This window comes from Nocardia aurantiaca, assembly GCF_009708175.1.
Classification (GTDB): domain Bacteria; phylum Actinomycetota; class Actinomycetes; order Mycobacteriales; family Mycobacteriaceae; genus Nocardia; species Nocardia aurantiaca.
The window spans coordinates 186,380-202,839 of sequence record NZ_WMBB01000001.1 but is presented as its reverse complement, the minus strand read 5'-3'; the positions used below and the strand labels follow the sequence as shown (position 1 = coordinate 202,839).

Sequence of the window (16,460 nt, the reverse complement as noted above, 5' to 3'; positions counted from 1 at the left end):
TCGAAAAGCTATGGCAGGTGCACGAATTCGAAGCCCTTGGCCGCGAGTGCCGGGAGCGCGGCCAGCATCCCCGCCCCGGTGCCCGACTTGGGACGGTGCATGTGCGCCAGGGAGATGCCGCCGGATTCGGCGGTCATCATATTGGACTGGACCTGGCCCGAGGAGGCGGTCGCGCCGAAATCGGCGTTGACCGAGAAGCCGACCGGGGTCTCGCCCAGCTCCCGCACGATCGATACGGCCACATCGTCGTAGTGCGCGGTGCCCGCGCGGAAGAATCGCGGCGCGTGCCCGGTCAGGGCGATGATGCGCTGGTGGTTGCCCCACACCTCGTCCACGGCCGCCTGGGCGGAGGCGGTGCCGCCGATCTCGTAGGCGGCGCGGCCGTTCACCGACAGCGGACAGTGCGCGGTGCCGTGATTGCCGATCTCGAACAGCGGGTTGGCCGCGAGCTGACCGGCCCGGGCGGGATTGGCGTCGATCCAGCGCTTGTTCAGGAACAACGTGGCCGGAATCCGCTGGGCCTGCAGGAAGGCCAGCAGGTTCTCGTCGATGTCGTTGTTGCCGGGGCCGCCGCAGGCGTCGAAGGTGACGGCGAACTGCTTGCCGGTGGCGTTGAAGCCGGTGATGATGCCGTCGAGGTCCATGCCCCAGGCCTTCGGGCTCTGACCGGCGTGTTTGGCCGCCACGGCGTCCGGTGACACCGTGGCGATCGGCAACCGCGCCGGCGTAGTGGCCTGATCGGCGCCCGCGCGCGGCGGTTCGAGGATGCGGTCGGACGAATTGCCGTTCGCCACACCGCATCCGGCGGTGACGAGGCTCGCGGCGAGCGCCGCGCCCGCGGCGAAGAAGCCGCGCCTGGAAAGTCCTGTGACGAGCACCGGTGCAGGTTATGTGAATCCGGTCGCGGTAGCCAGCACCGCGATCAGGGTTATTTCAACCGTCGCGGTCCGGCAACCGGTTCGCCACCATAGTTGGGGCGGACGTAATCCATTGTTCGACCGCAGGATTCACAGAAAATGTCTGCGCACGAGGCGATCGGCGCGGGGTCGTCGAGCGAAACAGCAATCTCGCAGCGTTCACAGCGTATTCGCATCTCGAGCCCATTTCCGGCCGCCTTCACCGCACGCTACCGGCCCGGCCGAGCGGCCGTGATCGATTTCCAGTTCATTTCCAAGGCCCGATTGCTCCAGACTGTAGCCTGCCCGACCGAAACGACCCTTCTGCAAGGAAGCGCATTGACATACCCGAACAACCCGTATCCGCAGCAGCAGCCCGGCTACGGCTACCCGCCCGCCGACCAGCCCGCGCCCGGCTACGGCGCCCCCCAACCCGCTTACGGCGCACCGCAACCCGCGTACGGGGCTCCCCAGCCCACTTACGGCGCACCGCAGCCCGGGTACGGGGTGCCCCAGCCCGGCTACGAGGCCGCACCGGCCTACGGCGCACCGCAACCCGCTTACGGCGCGTCGCAACCCGCGTACGGCGCGCCGCAGCCCGCCTATGGCGTTCCCCAGCCCGTCTATGCTCCGTTCGGGGGGTACGGGGCACAGTACGCGAGCTGGGGCGCCCGAGTCGGGGCATACGTCGTCGACGCTCTGATCACCGTCGTGCCCGCCTGGATCCTGGACATCGTGGCCGGCACCGCGGGCACCGCCGAGCCGAAGTGCACCGTCACCCCGGGCACCTACCACACCGTCTGCAGCGGTGGTGGTTACAACGCGCTGGGCTGGATCTGCCTGCTGCTGGTCATCGTGGTCGGCCTCGGCGGCACACTGTTCCTGTCCTATATGGAGGGCACCACCGGGCAGACCCCCGGCAAGAAGGTGGCGGGCATCAGGCTGATCCGCGAGGCCACCGGGCAGCCGGTCGGCATGGGGCTGGCCTTCGGCCGCCGCCTGCTACACGTCATCGACGCCCTCCCCTGCTACGTGGGCTTCCTGTGGCCGCTGTGGGACGACAAGAAGCAAACCTTCGCCGACAAGGCCGTGGGCACGATCGTCGTCAAGGCGTGAACCAACTTTCGTAGCTCCCAAGGGGCTTTACCCGCTCAACCCCGCGGATTTCGGGGCTGCCCCGGATCCCGGGTTATCCGCTCCGAATCCGACAACGATGGCCCGCAGCATTTTTCGCTGCGGGCCATCGTTCTTCCGTCGAATTACTTGTGCGACACCAGGTCCCAGCCCGGGACGGCCTCCGGCTTGCGCGGAGCCGGGCCGGTGTAGATGGCGGCCGGGCGGACCAGCTTGCCCAGCTTCTTCTGTTCGAGGATGTGGGCACACCAGCCGGCGGTACGGCCGCAGGTGAACATGGCGGGCATCATGTGCGCCGGGACCTCGGCGAAGTCCAGGATCACGGCGGCCCAGAACTCGACATTGGTCTCGATGGCGCGGTCGGGGCGGCGCTCGCGCAGCTCGGCCAGGGCGGCCTGCTCCAGGGCCGCGGCGACCTCGTAGCGCGGGGCGTCGAGGCGCTTGGCGGTGGCGCGCAGCACCCGGGCGCGCGGGTCCTCGGCGCGGTAGACCCGGTGGCCGAAGCCCATCAGCTTCTCCTTGCGGTCCAGGATGCCCTTGACCAGCGCCCGCGCGTCACCGGACTTCTCGACCGCCTCGATCATGGGCAGCACGCGGGCGGGGGCGCCGCCGTGCAGCGGGCCGGACATCGCGCCGATGGCGCCCGACAGCGAGGCCGCCACGTCGGCGCCGGTGGAGGCGATGACGCGGGCGGTGAAGGTGGAGGCGTTCATGCCGTGTTCCGCGGCCGACACCCAGTAGGCGTCGATGGCCTCGATGTGGCGCGGGTCCGGATCACCCTTCCAGCGGGTCATGAATCGCTCGGTGATGGTGGTGCAGCCGTCGATCTTCCGCTGCGGCACGGCCGGCTGGTAGATGCCGCGCGCCGACTGCGCGACGTAGGACAGCGCCATGACCGAGGCACGGGCGAGGTTCTCGCGGGCGGTGTCGTCGTCGATGTCCAGCAGCGGCTCGTAGCCCCAGATCGGGGCCAGCATGGCCAGACCGGCCTGCACGTCGACGCGCACGTCGCCGGTGTGCACCGGCAGCGGGAACGGCTCGGCGGGCGGCAGGCCGCGGCCGAACTCACCGTCGACCAGCAGGGCCCACACGTCACCGAAGGTGACCCGACTCCCGACGAGGTCCTCGATGTCGACGCCGCGGTACCGGAGCGCACCACCGTCCTTGTCCGGTTCGGCGATCTCGGTGGTGAAGGCCACTACTCCTTCGAGACCGCTCACGAAGCCTTCGGGGACGACTGAACTTGGAACCGCAGCGCTGGCAGTCATGTTGTGACTCTCCTTGCAAAGTCGGGCCGCCCGATCTCTGGGAGGCCACGCCGATCACCTGGAGCTTAACCCCGCATTACTCCGGAGTAACGTCTGCCCCATGGTTGACCAGGAGAAATTCCCCACGCCCGACCTCGATCTGAGGGCCCTGCGCGTCGAGTACGGAGTCGATCAGGGCGACAACCACCCCGACCTGGACACCGATCTCGACGAGACCTGGTTGATCGACGGCTGGGAGCCGTTGCTGCGCAACTGGATCGAGGACGCCACCAGCGCGGGCATGATCGATCCGAACGCCATGGTGCTGAGCACGGTCGAGATCACCGAGACCGGTCCGCGCCCCTCGTCGCGAACTGTCCTGTGCAAGGGGCTTTCTCCCGAAGGTGTGACTTTTTACACGAATTATGAATCATTCAAGGGCCGCCAGCTGACCCGAACCCCGTATGCCTCGGCCACTTTCGTGTGGCCTGCCATGGGGCGGCAGGTGACGGTGCGCGGCCCGGTTCACCGGATCCCGGCCGAGGCCACCGAGGCGTACTGGCATTCCCGCCCGCGCGGATCCCGCCTGGGTGCGTGGGCCTCGGAGCAGTCGCGACCCATCGCCTCCCGCGCCGACCTGGACCGGCGCATGGACGAGACCACGGCCCGGTTCGCCGAGGTCGACGACATTCCGGTGCCACCGTTCTGGGGCGGATTCCAGATCAGGCCGGAGACCGTCGAGTTCTGGCAGGGCCGCCGCAGCCGCATGCACAACCGCATCCGGGTCACCGTCGAACCGGGCAACGCCGACGTCTCGGCCATGAAAATCGAACGCCTGCAACCCTGATGGGGTTTCCGCGTCTCTCGTGACTCCCAGGGGCTCCATCGAACCCCCTGTCCACCACCGGGGCTTCCCGGGGCCCCGCCGAGGCGTCGAAGAGTTGGATATCTCACGTTCAAATGGTGGGATGATCGGTCCAAAATACCTAGCCGAGCGCCCCATCGCCTGGCTAGGTTGGGTCGGTGAAGCTGCTCGCCGACATAACTCCATTACGGAATCCTGATTACCGCCGGTTGTGGACCACCGGCATCGTCACCGTGATCGGCGCGCAGCTGTCGGTCGTAGCCGTTCCCAAGCAGCTCTACGACATCACCCACAGCTCTTCGTATGTCGGCTTGGCCGGGCTCTTCGGCCTCATCCCGCTCATCGTCTTCGGTCTCTGGGGCGGCGCGCTCGCCGACGCCATGGACCGCCGCCAGATGCTGCTCATCACCGGCGCGGGCACGGGTCTGACCTCGCTGGCCTTCTGGGCGCAGGCCGCGGCCGGACTGAACAACGCCTGGGTGGTGCTGGTCCTGTTCTCGGTGCAGCAGGCGTTCTTCGCCATGAACCAGCCCGCGCGCAGCGCCATCTACCCGCGCTTGCTGCCACCCGAACAGCTGCCCGCGGCCAATTCGCTGAGCATGACCGTCATTCAGTTCGGCGCGATCGCCGGACCGGTGCTGGCGGGCATGCTGATTCCGTTCGCGGGCCTGGCCACGCTGTATCTACTCGATTCCATCGCGCTGCTGGCCACGCTGTGGGCCACCTGGCGGCTGCCACCCGTTCCGCCGCACGGCGAGGCCCGGCGCGCGGGCCTGCGTGAGGTGTTCGACGGCTTCGCCTATCTGGCCACCCAGCGCATCCTGCTGGCCTCCTTCGCGGTGGACGTGGTGGCCATGGTGTTCGGCATGCCGCGTGCCCTGTTCCCGCAGATCGCTCAGGACAGCTTCGGCGATTCCGCTTCCGGCGGAACGGCTCTGGGCCTGCTGTTCGCGGCCATGTCGGTGGGCGCGGTGCTGGGCGGGGTGTTCTCGGGCTGGCTGTCGCGGGTGCGGCAGCAGGGACTGGCCGTGATGGTGTGCATCGTGCTGTGGGGCGCGGGCATGATCGGGTTCGGCCTGGCCGTGGGCCTGGTGGGGCACGGGCTCAGCGTGACGCTCGCGCTCTGGATCGCGCTGGCCTGCCTGGCCTTCGGCGGCGCGGTGGACATGTTCTCGGCGGCCCTGCGCACCACCATGCTGCAGTCGGTGGCCACCGACGAGATGCGTGGACGGCTACAAGGGGTGTTCATCGTCGTCGTGGCGGGTGGACCGCGCATCGGTGATGTTGCGCACGGTTTCACGGCGGCGGCGGTGGGTACCGCGGCAGCGGCGGCCGGCGGTGGCGTCCTGGTCGTGATCGGCATGATGATCTCGGCCGTGGCATTTCCGGCGTTCGTGCGCTACCGGGTGGCACATGGCCATTCGGAGGTGCAGCTCGCCTGATTTCGGAGTCCATGCACATAGCACATGACCGCCGCTCTCCTCACCTGCGAACGATGTGACTGTGAGGTAGCAAAAGAGCCACCCTCATTGGTCGGGCGTAGTGGACAGCGGCTAGCGTTGACTCGAGCGCATCGCGCGCCGACCCGCGTCCGATGCCTACGGTTACAAGCCTGAGAGGGATCCTTCCGTGCCCGCTGAGAACATCATCAACGTCGACGACGACGCCAAGCCGGTACTGCAGTACCCGGGCGGCGAGTACCCGATGACCGTCGCCAAGGCTGTCGAGGGCAATGACGGGATCGACCTGGGCAAGCTGCTGGCCAGCACCGGGTACGTCACCTACGACCCCGGTTTCATGAACACCGCCTCGACCAAGTCGGCCATCACCTACATCGACGGCGAGGCGGGCATCCTGCGCTACCGCGGGTACCCGATCGAGCAGCTGGCCGGCAAGTCGACCTTCATCGAGGTCAGCTACCTGCTGATCTACGGTGAGCTGCCGACCAAGGCCCAGCTCGAGGACTTCACCGACCGGATTCGCCGGCACACCCTGCTGCACGAGGACCTGAAGCGGTTCTTCGACGGCTTCCCGCGCAACGCGCATCCGATGCCGGTGCTGTCCTCCGCGGTCAACGCGCTGTCGGCCTACTACCAGGACTCGCTGGACCCGCGCGATCCCGAGCAGGTCGAGCTGTCCACCATCCGACTACTGGCCAAGCTGCCCACCATCGCGGCCTACGCCTACAAGAAGTCGGTCGGCCAGCCGTTCCTCTACCCGGACAACTCGCTGTCGCTGGTGGAGAACTTCCTGCGAATGACCTTCGGCTTCCCGGCCGAGCCCTACGAGGTCGACCCGGAGATCGCCGCGGCGCTGGACATGCTGCTCATCCTGCACGCCGACCACGAGCAGAACTGCTCGACCTCGACCGTGCGCCTGGTGGGTTCCTCCGACGCCAACCTGTTCACCTCCGTGTCCGGTGGCATCAACGCGCTGTGGGGCCCGCTGCACGGCGGCGCCAACCAGGCCGTGCTGGAGATGCTGGACGACATCAAGGCCAGCGGCGGCGACGTCAAGGAGTTCGTCCGCAAGGTCAAGAACAAGGAAGACGGCGTGAAGCTCATGGGCTTCGGGCACCGCGTCTACCGCAACTACGACCCGCGCGCCACGCTGGTCAAGAAGGTCGCGGACAGCATCCTGTCCAAGATCGGCGGCGACGACCAGCTGCTCGACATCGCCAAGGCCCTCGAGGAAGCGGCGCTGACCGATGAGTACTTCATCGAGCGCCGCCTGTACCCGAACGTCGACTTCTACACCGGCGTCATCTACCGGGCCATGGGCTTCCCGACGCGCATGTTCACCGTGCTCTTCGCCATGGGCCGCCTGCCGGGCTGGATCGCGCACTGGCGCGAAATGCACCGCGAGCCGCTGAAGATCGGCCGTCCGCGCCAGATCTACACCGGCTACGGCGAGCGCGACTACATCGAAATCGCCGGTCGCTGACACGGACGGGCCCTGCGCCCGAAGGGTTTCCGGACAACCCCGCCGCAACGCATCGTTGCGGCGGGGTTTTTCGTTTACAAGGACTTGTTAAGGATCTCGCTGGGGTGGGGCGGCAATCTTGTTCCCGTGAGCCGGAAACGAACTCACTGACACCGAAAAGGTATGCGCCGCAGGGGCATACATGAGGAAGAGGGGAACACAATGCTGGGTCTGCTGGATCTCGGATCGTCCATCGCCGCCAATGCCACGGCCGCGATCGGCAACATCCTCAACATCATCGGAGTGCTGACGCACCCGTAACTGGTTCGGGGGGACCGGGGGAAGGGGGGTTCCAGGGGAAAGGGAATCGGGGGATGCGGGAGATCGGGGGGCCGGGGGACCCGGGGGGACCGGGGGACCTGGGGGCAACGGGGTCGGGGGCAAGGGGTCGGGGACCCGAACTCCGGTGTCACCTGCCGCGGCGGGGGCGGCAGGTGACACCGGAGAAAATCGGGTGCGGTCGCCGGAAACTCATGGGATGTTCGGAGTATGGCATCGACGAATGGCGTTACCGTGCGTTCGGCGCGAGCGGATGAGCGGGCGGAGATCGTCCGATTGTCGGAGGTCTGCTTCGGGATGCGGCTCGGCCCGGCCGATCTGGAATACGTCGGACAGGTCTTTCCCATCGAACGGGCCCTGGTGGCCGTGGACGGCGATCGCATCGTCGGGCACACCAACGACCGCACCATGACCGTCACCGTTCCGGGCGCGCGCACCGTTCAGGCGTGCGGCGTCACCAGCGTGGTGGTCGCGCCCACCCATCGGCGGCGCGGCATTCTGCGGGCGCTCTACACCGAGCAGCATCGGCGCACCGAGGCCGAGCGCGTTCCGCTCACCATCTTCACCGCCAGTGAGGGCACCATCTACGGCCGCTTCGGCTACGGCCCGTCCATTGTCGCGAACGAGATCTCGGTGCGCGGCCGCACCGCCGAATTCCGGCCCACCACACCGGATCCCGGCGGCGTGCAGGTCGCCTCGCTGGACGAGGCCAAGGTACGGCTGCCCGAGATCTACGACCGCTGGCGGCGGCTGGTGCCCGGCGCCCAGGCGCGGCCCGAGGGCCGCTGGCAGCAGCGGTTCTTCGCCGACGCGGTGCAGAACGAGGAGAGCTCGCCCCAGTTCTTCCTGATCCACCCGGACGGCTACGCCATCCTGCGCCGCGCCTGGCATGAGGACAAGAACATCGCCACCGTCCGCGAAGTGCGCGCCGTCACCGCCGAAGCCCATGCCGCGCTGTGGCGGATCCTGCTCAGCCTGGATCTGGTGCACACCGTCGAAGCGACCCTCAGCGACCACGATCCGCTCCCCTACCTGGTGACGAACCCGCGCCTGGTGCGCGTCACCGGCCGCCACGACGCGCTGTGGACCCGCATCATGGACATCCCCGCCGCCCTGACCGCCCGCACCTACCAGCGGGATCTGGATCTGGTGCTGTCGGTGGACGATCCGTTCCGGGACGCGGGCGGCAGCTTCGCCCTGCGCGTGCGCGACGGCGTCGCCGAGTGCGCCCGCACCGACCGCACGCCCGACCTCGAGCTCGGCATCGACGTGCTGGGCAGTCTCTACTTCGGCGGCTACCGGGCCAAGGTCTTCGCCGCCGCCAACCGAATCCAGGCCAAGGACGCGGCCGTGCTCCGCGCCTTCGACGAGGCATTCACCGCCGAACGCGACGCCGAACTCGGATGGTTCTTCTGACCGATGTCACCCCCACCGCGAAGATCAGGGTTTTCCCGGTGGTGGGTGGCCGTCCGGCGCTGGCATGCTGAGAACGTGAAACCCATCCAGCTGATACTCAACATCGTGTGGCTCGTGCTGGTCGGATTCTGGATGGCCATCGGTTATGTCATCGCCGGGCTGATCTGCTGTGTGCTGATCGTGACCATCCCGTGGGGCATCGCGTCGTTCCGGATCGCCAATTTCGTGCTCTGGCCCTTCGGGCGCGAGGCCGTGGAGAAGCCGGGCGCGGGCGTGGGTTCGATGCTCGGCAACATCATCTGGATCATCGTGGCGGGCTGGTGGCTGGCCCTGGGTCACCTGATGACCAGCATCGCCCTCGCCGTCACCATCATCGGAATCCCCTTCGCCTGGGCCAATCTCAAGCTGATCCTGATCTCGCTGTTCCCGCTGGGCCGCGAAATCGTCGACAGCGACCGGCGTTTCGGCTACTGACTCCTACTCCGACTCGTCGACGATCTGCTTCATGATCCCCACCGCCTGGGCGAGGACGGCGACCTGGTCGGGGGAAAGCCGGGAGAGCTGATCGGTCATCCACGCCTCGCGGGCCTGGTTCTCATCCGCGATCAGCGCCCGACCGGCATTCGACAGCGACACGATGATCTGCCGCCCGTCGGTCGGATGCGGATTGCGTTCCACCAGATCCATTTCCGACAGCGAGGCGATGACCCGGGTCATGGACGGCGGCTGCACCCGCTCCTTGGCGGCCAGCGCGCCCGGCGTCATGGCGCCCTCCCGATTCAGTGTGGCGAGCGCGGACAGCTGGGTCAGCGAAATCTGGGCATCGGCCCGCCGGCCTCGCAGATGCCGAGTCAAGCGCACCACCGCCAGCGAGAGTTCACCGGCGAGCGCTCGAATGTCGGAAGGCGTTGTCACAGAGGCAAACGATACGGGACCGCTCGCGCGGGGGTCGGCGGTTCCGGTGCGCGGCCGGGGTCCGCCCCGGGCGCACCACCAGAACCGCCTCGCCCTCTACTCTGGTCTGGGTGAGCACCCCGCCCGTCCCGGAGATTCCGCACCGCTTCACCGATCCACGTCCCGTCCTGGCCGTGGGCGCCCTCGGTTTCCTGATCGCGACCGCGGCGGTATGGCTGAACGACGCGTGGGCCGCCGCGCGACCGGTCTGCCTGATGGGTCTGGCCGTGGGGTTGCTCGCCTACACGATCTTCGCGATTCAGCGCCGGAGCGCGCGCCGCGGTGACAAAGGCGCGCAGCTCGGTCTGGATTAACGCGCGAAGCAACTGGTCGTCCGCCCAGCGAGGTCCGACAAAACGAACTTGCGGAGCGTGCGAATTGACTGCACGCGCCGCGGACGCTTAACTCCCTGGAGTGTCCTCCCGATTGAGCGTCGAAGAACGACGGGCCCACCTGATCGAGGCGGCCATCGGCCTTGCCGAAAAAAAGGGCGTGGCAGGAGTTACCACGCGCGATGTTGCCCAGGCAGCCGGTGTTTCCCTCGGTGTGGTGCATTACTGTTTCGAAAACAAAGATCAGCTGATGACCGAGTTGGTCAAGGCGCTCTCGATGGAATTGCGTGATTCCGTCGATGCCAACGAAGCGGTATGGCAGGACGTCGGAACCGGAAAAGAAGCGCTGCAGCAATTGGTGCGCGCGGGTCTGGAACTCATGTGGCTCAACATCGAAGCCACCGCGGAACGCCAACTACTCACCTACGAAACCACCACCTACGCCCTGCGCGAAGGCGAGCAAACCCCCGCGAAACTCGCCATCGCACGCGAGCAGTACACCTTCAACGACTCCACGGTCGCCGATGTCATCGAGCACGCGCGCGAAGCCACCGGCACCCAGTGGACCGTTCCCGTCGGCACCCTGTCCCGTTTCATGCTCGCCGCCATCGACGGCATCGTGTTGCGCTGGCTGGTCGACAACGACAGCGCCGCCGTCCGGGAGCAACTGGACGTCCTGGCCACCACCGTGGCAGCCCACTCGGTTTGACCCGGGCTCGGTTCGCCCCGGACCTCCTCCGTTTCGGCGCGGGCGCCGGGTAGCAGCGCCCGCGCCGGACCCGAGTTCGCGTGCCCGCGTTGGTATTCCGCTGAGTTCCCGGGCGTCCTCAGCGGCGTGCGAAATTCTGCGGCTGCGCCTGCACGTGGGTGGTATCGCCCTCACGCCACCATGCGACCGTCACCGTCGCCTCGAACGCGCCCGACAGCCGTACGCGGAGTTCGTCGTGCACCATGAGATCCCCTGCGGGCAGCGGCAAATCGAACTGCAGACGCAGCAGGACGCCCAATGGCTCGGCGGTCCAGCTGGTCTCACGGCCGGCGCTCACCACCTCCGCCGTCACCGCCTCCGAGGCCAGCGGCAGATCCAGCAGGGTGGCCAGCGAACGCGCGGAGGCCATGTCACCGACCACCAGGCGGTCGGCGGGCAGGGCCGGGCCGAACCAGGGGCGATCCAGCACCAGGGCATCGGCGGCCGGGATCACCTCGCCGGTGAGGGCGCGCACCTGGCCCGGCAGCACCAGGTCCTCGGTGTCCAGACGGCCCGCGTCGAGGGACTCGGCCAAACGGCGATACGTCTGTGAGATCGATTCGGGGGTGGGCGCTCTCGCCGGATCGGCGAGAGCGTCCAGGAGTTCCTCGGCCAGCGCGGGCGTCAGCACCTCCGGATCGGCGAGGACGCCGCGCAGCGCCGCCAGATCATTCGCGTCGAAACCCGGCAGCTGCGGGAGCAGGCCCGCGAACAGGGTGTCGTCGGGATGGCGCAGCAGGCCCAGCGGAATGCCGTCGATGTGGGCGTGCTGGCGCAGCCACCACGCGGTGTAGCCGTCGCGATCCGCGAGCAAACGGCGGGTGGTCGCATCGGACAGCAACAGCCGCAGCGCCTCCGGCCATTCGGCGTCGTCCACCAGGTCCAGGTCGCGGACGGCCACGAGTTCGGCCGGATCCTCGGCCAGGCCCTCCCACCAGGTCTCCTCGTCGTCGAGGTGGTGGTCGGGGCCGGTCGGATCGGATTCGGCGACCAGGGTGAAGCTCCAGCCGACACCGACGGCGCGCAGGGCATCCGGGCCGTAGCGCTCGAGTACCTCGGGGTCCAGGGTGCTGAACGGCGAATCCTCGACCAGCACGCGGCCCAGTGGCGCGTCGGGCAGCAGGAGTTCGTCGGCCGGCCTCGATTCACCGTCGACGTCGGGCAATTCGACCAGGCCCAGCCACGTCGGCAGGGCGCCCGGCGCAACCAGGGTGTGCGCCGCCAGGTTCAGCACCGCGTCCACGGTGTCCGGATCGCTCGGGTCGTCCTCCAACACCGCCTGCAGCCCCGGATCATTGAGCAGATCCTCCGGCGTCGCCGGGCGCGCGCCCAGCCGGCCCAGCAGCTCGTGCGCCGCCTCCGGGTGCACCAACCGTGCCCAGTGCACCGGAATCGCCTGCTCCAGGCGGTCATCCAGCACCACTGTGCGAGGCCCGGTCACCAGGCGGCCATCGACCAGCGGCACCGCGAGCGCGCCCAGTTCCTCCACCGCCAGCGGGTCCACCGCGAACGACTCCAGGGAATCGTAGAGCGAATACCACCACTGCGGTTCGCGTTCCAGGCTGCTCGACAGCTCGGCGATCCGCGCCAGCCCGATGCGGTGCACATCCAGCACCGCCAGCGCGTCGGCGTACATGCGGGAGGAGAGCTCCGGAATCACCAGCGGACCGACCATATCGGCCAGCAGCTCGGCCAATTCCGGAGTCACGCCGGTGAATACGGTGGCGCGCCGCGGCGCCGCCACCGTCACACGTGAATCCCGGCCCGCTCCGGCGGTTTCCGCGGTCGCCGAGTCATCCACAGTCATACCCGGCGCCGATGGGGATGACTCGGAGGAGGCGAGTTCGGCCGCCTCGTCGGCCGCCGCCAGATCCCCGGACTCGGCCGGGACATAGGTCGCGACCACGTCGTGCGGCCCGATGGCGTCATGGGGTTCGACCGCGTCGTAGGGCAATTCGTCCGGGGCGGGAAGATCCCACAGCGGCAGGGTTTCCTGCTCCCACGCGGTGGCGGCCGCCGGGACGGCGCCCCGACCCGGGGACGACACCTCGAGGTCGGTATCCCGCACGGCGGCCGACTCACTCGCAGCCAAGGTATCGCGGTCACTCGATGTCAGCGCCTCGGGGCCGCCCGCACCCGGCGCGGCCGCGGATCCCGCCTCGCCGGGCATCGCGCCGAATTCCTCTGGCGCGAGGGCATATTCGCCCGTACGCTCCGGGCGGGCGGTGAAGACCGGGAGCCACTCATTGTCGCGGAGCTCGGCGATCAGGGCCTCGCGGAGCAGACTGTCCGCCTCGCTGCGGGCGAAGCCGGGGGTAGGGACCAGGACCAAGCGGTCGCGGGGCGGCAGGGCGCGGGCGAAGTCGGCGTAGCCGGTGGCCAGACCGTTCAGGCGCGCTCCGGGAAGCAGACGGCGGCGGTCCGGCTGCATGGGGATATCGGCGATCAGCAGGGCCGGCAGGGACAGCTCCTCGTCGGAGCGGGTGGGTGCGCGCAGCACGTCGGGGGCGGTGGCGACCGGGCGGCCGCCACGTACCGGCAGCAGCCAGCGAGAGCGACCGGTCCGGTACTGCCACCACACACGCTCATCCGCGTTCGGACCGGTGACACGCAGTTCGGTGAGACCATTGCCGAGTTCCCGCTCCGCACTGGCGATCTCGTCATCACCGATGCGAATGCCATGCAGCGCGGGCAGTTCCAGCAGCAGGTCGGCCGCCTCCGCCCGCATTTCGGCGAACAGGGCGACGGTGTCCACGCTCTCCCGCAGGCGCAGCACGATCTCACTGTCGTATCCGCTCGTGGGCATCTCCTCGACGGCCCAGGCCAGGCGCAGCGCGGGCGGCTCGAAACCCTCGGGCAGGTCCGGGATCTCGATGTCCTGCGCCCCGAGCAGCGCCCAGGTCTCGGCCCGCGAGAACCGCACCGACCCGCTGGTCGACCGGAGCTCCACCTCGTCCGACACCGTCAGCACCGCGGTGAAGCCCACGCCGAACTGGCCGACGGCGGCGCCCTCCGTCTTTCCCGAGGCGCGCAGCGCGGTCAGCGCGTGCACCCCCGAAACCTCCAGCGGCGCGCCGGTATTGGCCACATGCAGGGTGCGCCCGTCCAGCCACACCGCGATACGCCCGTCAACACCCGCCTTGACGGCCGCGTCGGCGGCGTTCTGCGCCAGCTCGGTCAGCAACCGGTCCCGGTATCCGGACCGCACGAGGTCCGCCTCCGTCGCGGCGTCCTCCCGCAGCCGGGTCGGCGAGCCACGCCAGGCCGCCACCACCCCGGCCCGCAACTCCGCCGTCCCGAACGGGTCCCCCACATCGGTCGCGACCACGCCTAAACCCCTTCCGCACAACGGTTGATGGCACGCCAGAGCCAAGCATCCGGGTAGTTCATAGAATTCCGGCACGATCCACCGAAAACCGCACCCGCCGCCGGGAATCCGGCGGCGCTACAACCTAGCTGGGCGATCGCCTCAGCGCGACTCGGGCGAACCGGCCTCGGGCTCCGCCCGCACCGCGTTCACGGCCCACGCATCGTCGTACACCGCATCCGGATCGCCCACCTCGAACAACCCGACGGCACTGGCCTCGACCGCCGGCGCGGGCTCCTCGGCAGCCGCCGCGGAATCCTCCGCGGCCACCGCGTTCTCGGCCGCCTCGGCCCCGGCACCCGCCGAGTCCCCCTCACCCGAGACCGCAACAGCGGTCACATCGACATCCGAGCCGACCACGGCCGCCCGCGCCTCCGCGACCTCGGCCTCCGCGACCTCGGCCTCCGCAGCCCCGGCATCCGCCACGTCGGCGTCCGCGACGTCGGACTCGGCAGCCCCGGCGTCCGCGGCCTCGGCCTCCGCGACCTCCGCAGCCCCGGCATCCGCCACGTCGGCGTCCGCGACCTCGGCCTCCGCAGCCCCGGCGTCCGCGACGTCGGCAATCGGCGCATTCGCAACAGGTTCCGTATCCGCGGCATCGGCCGCCTGCGCTTCACCAACGGCGGCGTCCCCGGCCTCGACTCGATCCGCGATCGCAGAGGACTCCTCGCGAAGGTCGGCGGCGGGGATCAGGTCGACTGCGGCGTCGTCGTAGGCCTCGTAGATGGGGGAGCCGTTGCCGGTGGGGAGTTCGACGTCGGAATGGGCGCCGCAGCCATAGGCGACGTGGACCACGTGGCCGTCGGCGCCCATGGCATTGGCGCAGACACCGAAGGCGGCGCCGAGCGCGCCGGCCAGCGGGACATAGAAGCCGCACAGGCCGCAGGTGGACGGGGCGGCGCGGGCCATGTCAGTGTCGGGGCCGTATTCGGAGAACCAGCGGTCCGCCGACTCCTCGCGGCCTTCGCGGGACAACACCTGGGTACGGCCGAGGCCGATCTCGAGGGTGACCTCGTCGACGGCCGGGTCACCGGTGGCAACATAGCCGGGCACCAGGCGCGGGTCGCCGGGCGGCGGGGCCAGCAGATCGCCGGGCGCGAGGTCGCCGGGGCGGATGCGCTGCTCCCACGGAACGAAGTCGGGGGCCACCAGTGCGTCCGGGCTGGGCAGCAGCGCCGACTCGCTCACGGTGGCGACGGTCGCCTCCGGCGGGGCCGCCACCACGACAGCCCACTGCCAGCCGCGATAGCCGGGCAGCGTGGCCTCGAAATGGTGAGTGGCCGAGGATTCGTCCTCGCCGGTCACGCCCAGATGCGCGCCCACCCCGACCGGCTCCAGATCCAGGAGCGCACGGCGGGCCAGCTCGACCGCCTCCGCCAGGATCGGTCGCACACCGGATTCCGAAACTCCAACCGCGCTCACGCCCTACATTTTGCCGTATGGAGCGCAAACGCCGTGCACCGGTAGCGGCCGCCACGATCACGCTGTCCACGGCGCTGGCTCTGGCCGGGACCGCCACCGGCTGCACCAGCAGCGACAACACGCCGAAGCTGCGGGTCGAAGTGGTCGCGACTCGGCCACACGACCCGGGCGCGTTCACCGAAGGTTTGGAAGTAGACGGGTCGGTTCTCTACGAGGGCACCGGTCTGTCCGGCTCTTCCTACGTCCGGGCCATCGACTTGAGCACCGGGGCCGAACTCGCCCGCGCCGACCTGCCCGCACCCCTGTTCGGCGAGGGCATCACCCGCGCCGGCGACCTGCTCTGGCAGCTCACCTACAAGGACGGCGTGGCCATCGCCCGCGATCCGGCCACCCTCGCGGAACTGCGCACCACGCATTTCGACGGCGAGGGCTGGGGGCTGTGCACCCACGACAATCGCGTGGTCATGAGCAACGGCAGTTCGACCCTGACCTTCCGCGACCCGCAGACCTTCGCGATCACCGGCAGCGTTGCCCTCACCAGCCATGAGGATGCCCGGCTGAACGAACTCGACTGCGCACCGGACGGTTCCGTCTACGCCAACACCTGGCCGACGAACACCATCCTGCGCATCGATCCGGACACCGGTGAGGTATTGGCCCGGATCGGCGCCTCCGGACTGCTCCCCGGCAGCGCCCGCACCCCCGACACCGACGTCCTCAACGGCATCGCCCACCTCCCGGGCACCGACCACTTCCTCCTCACCGGCAAAAAGTGGCCGACTTCCTATGAAGTCCGCTTCGTCCCCGTCTGATCAGGA

The 16,460-nt window shown here is 69.0% G+C and carries 14 protein-coding genes and 1 pseudogene; 9 read left to right on the top strand and 6 right to left on the bottom strand.

The window, feature by feature from the left end; translation table 11 throughout:
- Positions 1-8: 8 nt before the first annotated feature.
- Complete coding sequence (locus GLP40_RS00900; protein ID WP_328289539.1) at positions 9-878, bottom strand: polysaccharide deacetylase family protein; 870 nt, start codon at positions 876-878, stop codon at positions 9-11.
- Positions 879-928: 50 nt separating this feature from the next.
- A complete protein-coding gene (locus GLP40_RS34985) occupies positions 929-1,093 on the bottom strand; it encodes a DUF1272 domain-containing protein (RefSeq protein WP_154785890.1) in 165 nt (54 codons plus the stop codon).
- Between the two features lie 142 nt (positions 1,094-1,235).
- Between GLP40_RS34985 and GLP40_RS00890 the strand changes: the two genes are divergently transcribed.
- The gene (locus tag GLP40_RS00890; protein WP_230329136.1) at positions 1,236-2,012 is read left to right on the top strand and encodes an RDD family protein; all 777 of its coding nucleotides are present in this window, start codon (positions 1,236-1,238) and stop codon (positions 2,010-2,012) included.
- A gap of 143 nt (positions 2,013-2,155) precedes the next feature.
- Here GLP40_RS00890 and GLP40_RS00885 read toward each other — a convergent pair whose 3' ends face one another.
- On the bottom strand, positions 2,156-3,298 hold the full coding sequence (locus GLP40_RS00885) for a citrate synthase 2 (RefSeq protein WP_154785888.1): 1,143 nt from the start codon (positions 3,296-3,298) through the stop codon (positions 2,156-2,158).
- A gap of 100 nt (positions 3,299-3,398) precedes the next feature.
- Between GLP40_RS00885 and pdxH the strand changes: the two genes are divergently transcribed.
- From pdxH to GLP40_RS00860, 5 genes are all read left to right on the top strand, one after another.
- Positions 3,399-4,124: a pyridoxamine 5'-phosphate oxidase gene (pdxH, locus tag GLP40_RS00880; protein ID WP_154785887.1), complete on the top strand. Its 726-nt coding sequence runs from the start codon at positions 3,399-3,401 to the stop codon at positions 4,122-4,124.
- 176 nt (positions 4,125-4,300) lie between these two features.
- Positions 4,301-5,584: an MFS transporter gene (locus GLP40_RS00875; protein ID WP_328289538.1), complete on the top strand. Its 1,284-nt coding sequence runs from the start codon at positions 4,301-4,303 to the stop codon at positions 5,582-5,584.
- Between the two features lie 187 nt (positions 5,585-5,771).
- Positions 5,772-7,085 (top strand): citrate synthase, encoded by a 1,314-nt coding sequence (locus GLP40_RS00870; RefSeq protein ID WP_328289537.1) that lies wholly within the window; start codon positions 5,772-5,774, stop codon positions 7,083-7,085.
- Between the two features lie 528 nt (positions 7,086-7,613).
- On the top strand, positions 7,614-8,819 hold the full coding sequence (locus GLP40_RS00865; RefSeq protein WP_154785886.1) for a GNAT family N-acetyltransferase: 1,206 nt from the start codon (positions 7,614-7,616) through the stop codon (positions 8,817-8,819).
- 75 nt (positions 8,820-8,894) lie between these two features.
- The gene (locus tag GLP40_RS00860; RefSeq protein ID WP_407671513.1) at positions 8,895-9,293 is read left to right on the top strand and encodes a YccF domain-containing protein; all 399 of its coding nucleotides are present in this window, start codon (positions 8,895-8,897) and stop codon (positions 9,291-9,293) included.
- Positions 9,294-9,296: 3 nt separating this feature from the next.
- Here the strand turns inward: GLP40_RS00860 and GLP40_RS00855 are convergent, their stop codons facing one another.
- A complete protein-coding gene (locus GLP40_RS00855) occupies positions 9,297-9,734 on the bottom strand; it encodes a MarR family winged helix-turn-helix transcriptional regulator (RefSeq protein ID WP_328289536.1) in 438 nt (145 codons plus the stop codon).
- Between the two features lie 110 nt (positions 9,735-9,844).
- Here GLP40_RS00855 and GLP40_RS00850 point away from each other — a divergent pair, with 110 nt between their 5' ends.
- Together GLP40_RS00850 and GLP40_RS00845 are read left to right on the top strand one after the other, a co-directional pair.
- Positions 9,845-10,087 carry a DUF2530 domain-containing protein gene (locus GLP40_RS00850; protein ID WP_328289535.1) on the top strand — a complete coding sequence of 81 codons (243 nt, stop codon included), beginning with the start codon at positions 9,845-9,847 and terminating at the stop codon, positions 10,085-10,087.
- 112 nt (positions 10,088-10,199) lie between these two features.
- Positions 10,200-10,814 carry a TetR/AcrR family transcriptional regulator gene (locus GLP40_RS00845; protein ID WP_230329135.1) on the top strand — a complete coding sequence of 205 codons (615 nt, stop codon included), beginning with the start codon at positions 10,200-10,202 and terminating at the stop codon, positions 10,812-10,814.
- A 118-nt stretch (positions 10,815-10,932) separates the two neighbouring features.
- On the opposite strand, the gene GLP40_RS33500 is transcribed toward GLP40_RS00845, so the two are convergent.
- Complete coding sequence (locus GLP40_RS33500) at positions 10,933-14,181, bottom strand: sacsin N-terminal ATP-binding-like domain-containing protein (RefSeq protein ID WP_456093998.1); 3,249 nt, start codon at positions 14,179-14,181, stop codon at positions 10,933-10,935.
- A gap of 734 nt (positions 14,182-14,915) precedes the next feature.
- Positions 14,916-15,612 (bottom strand): annotated as a pseudogene (locus GLP40_RS33495) (DUF3027 domain-containing protein); the annotation flags it as partial.
- A gap of 47 nt (positions 15,613-15,659) precedes the next feature.
- Here GLP40_RS33495 and GLP40_RS00830 point away from each other — a divergent pair.
- Entirely contained in the window at positions 15,660-16,454 is a 795-nt protein-coding gene (locus GLP40_RS00830; protein WP_154785884.1) for a glutaminyl-peptide cyclotransferase, read from the top strand.
- Positions 16,455-16,460 lie beyond the last annotated feature (6 nt).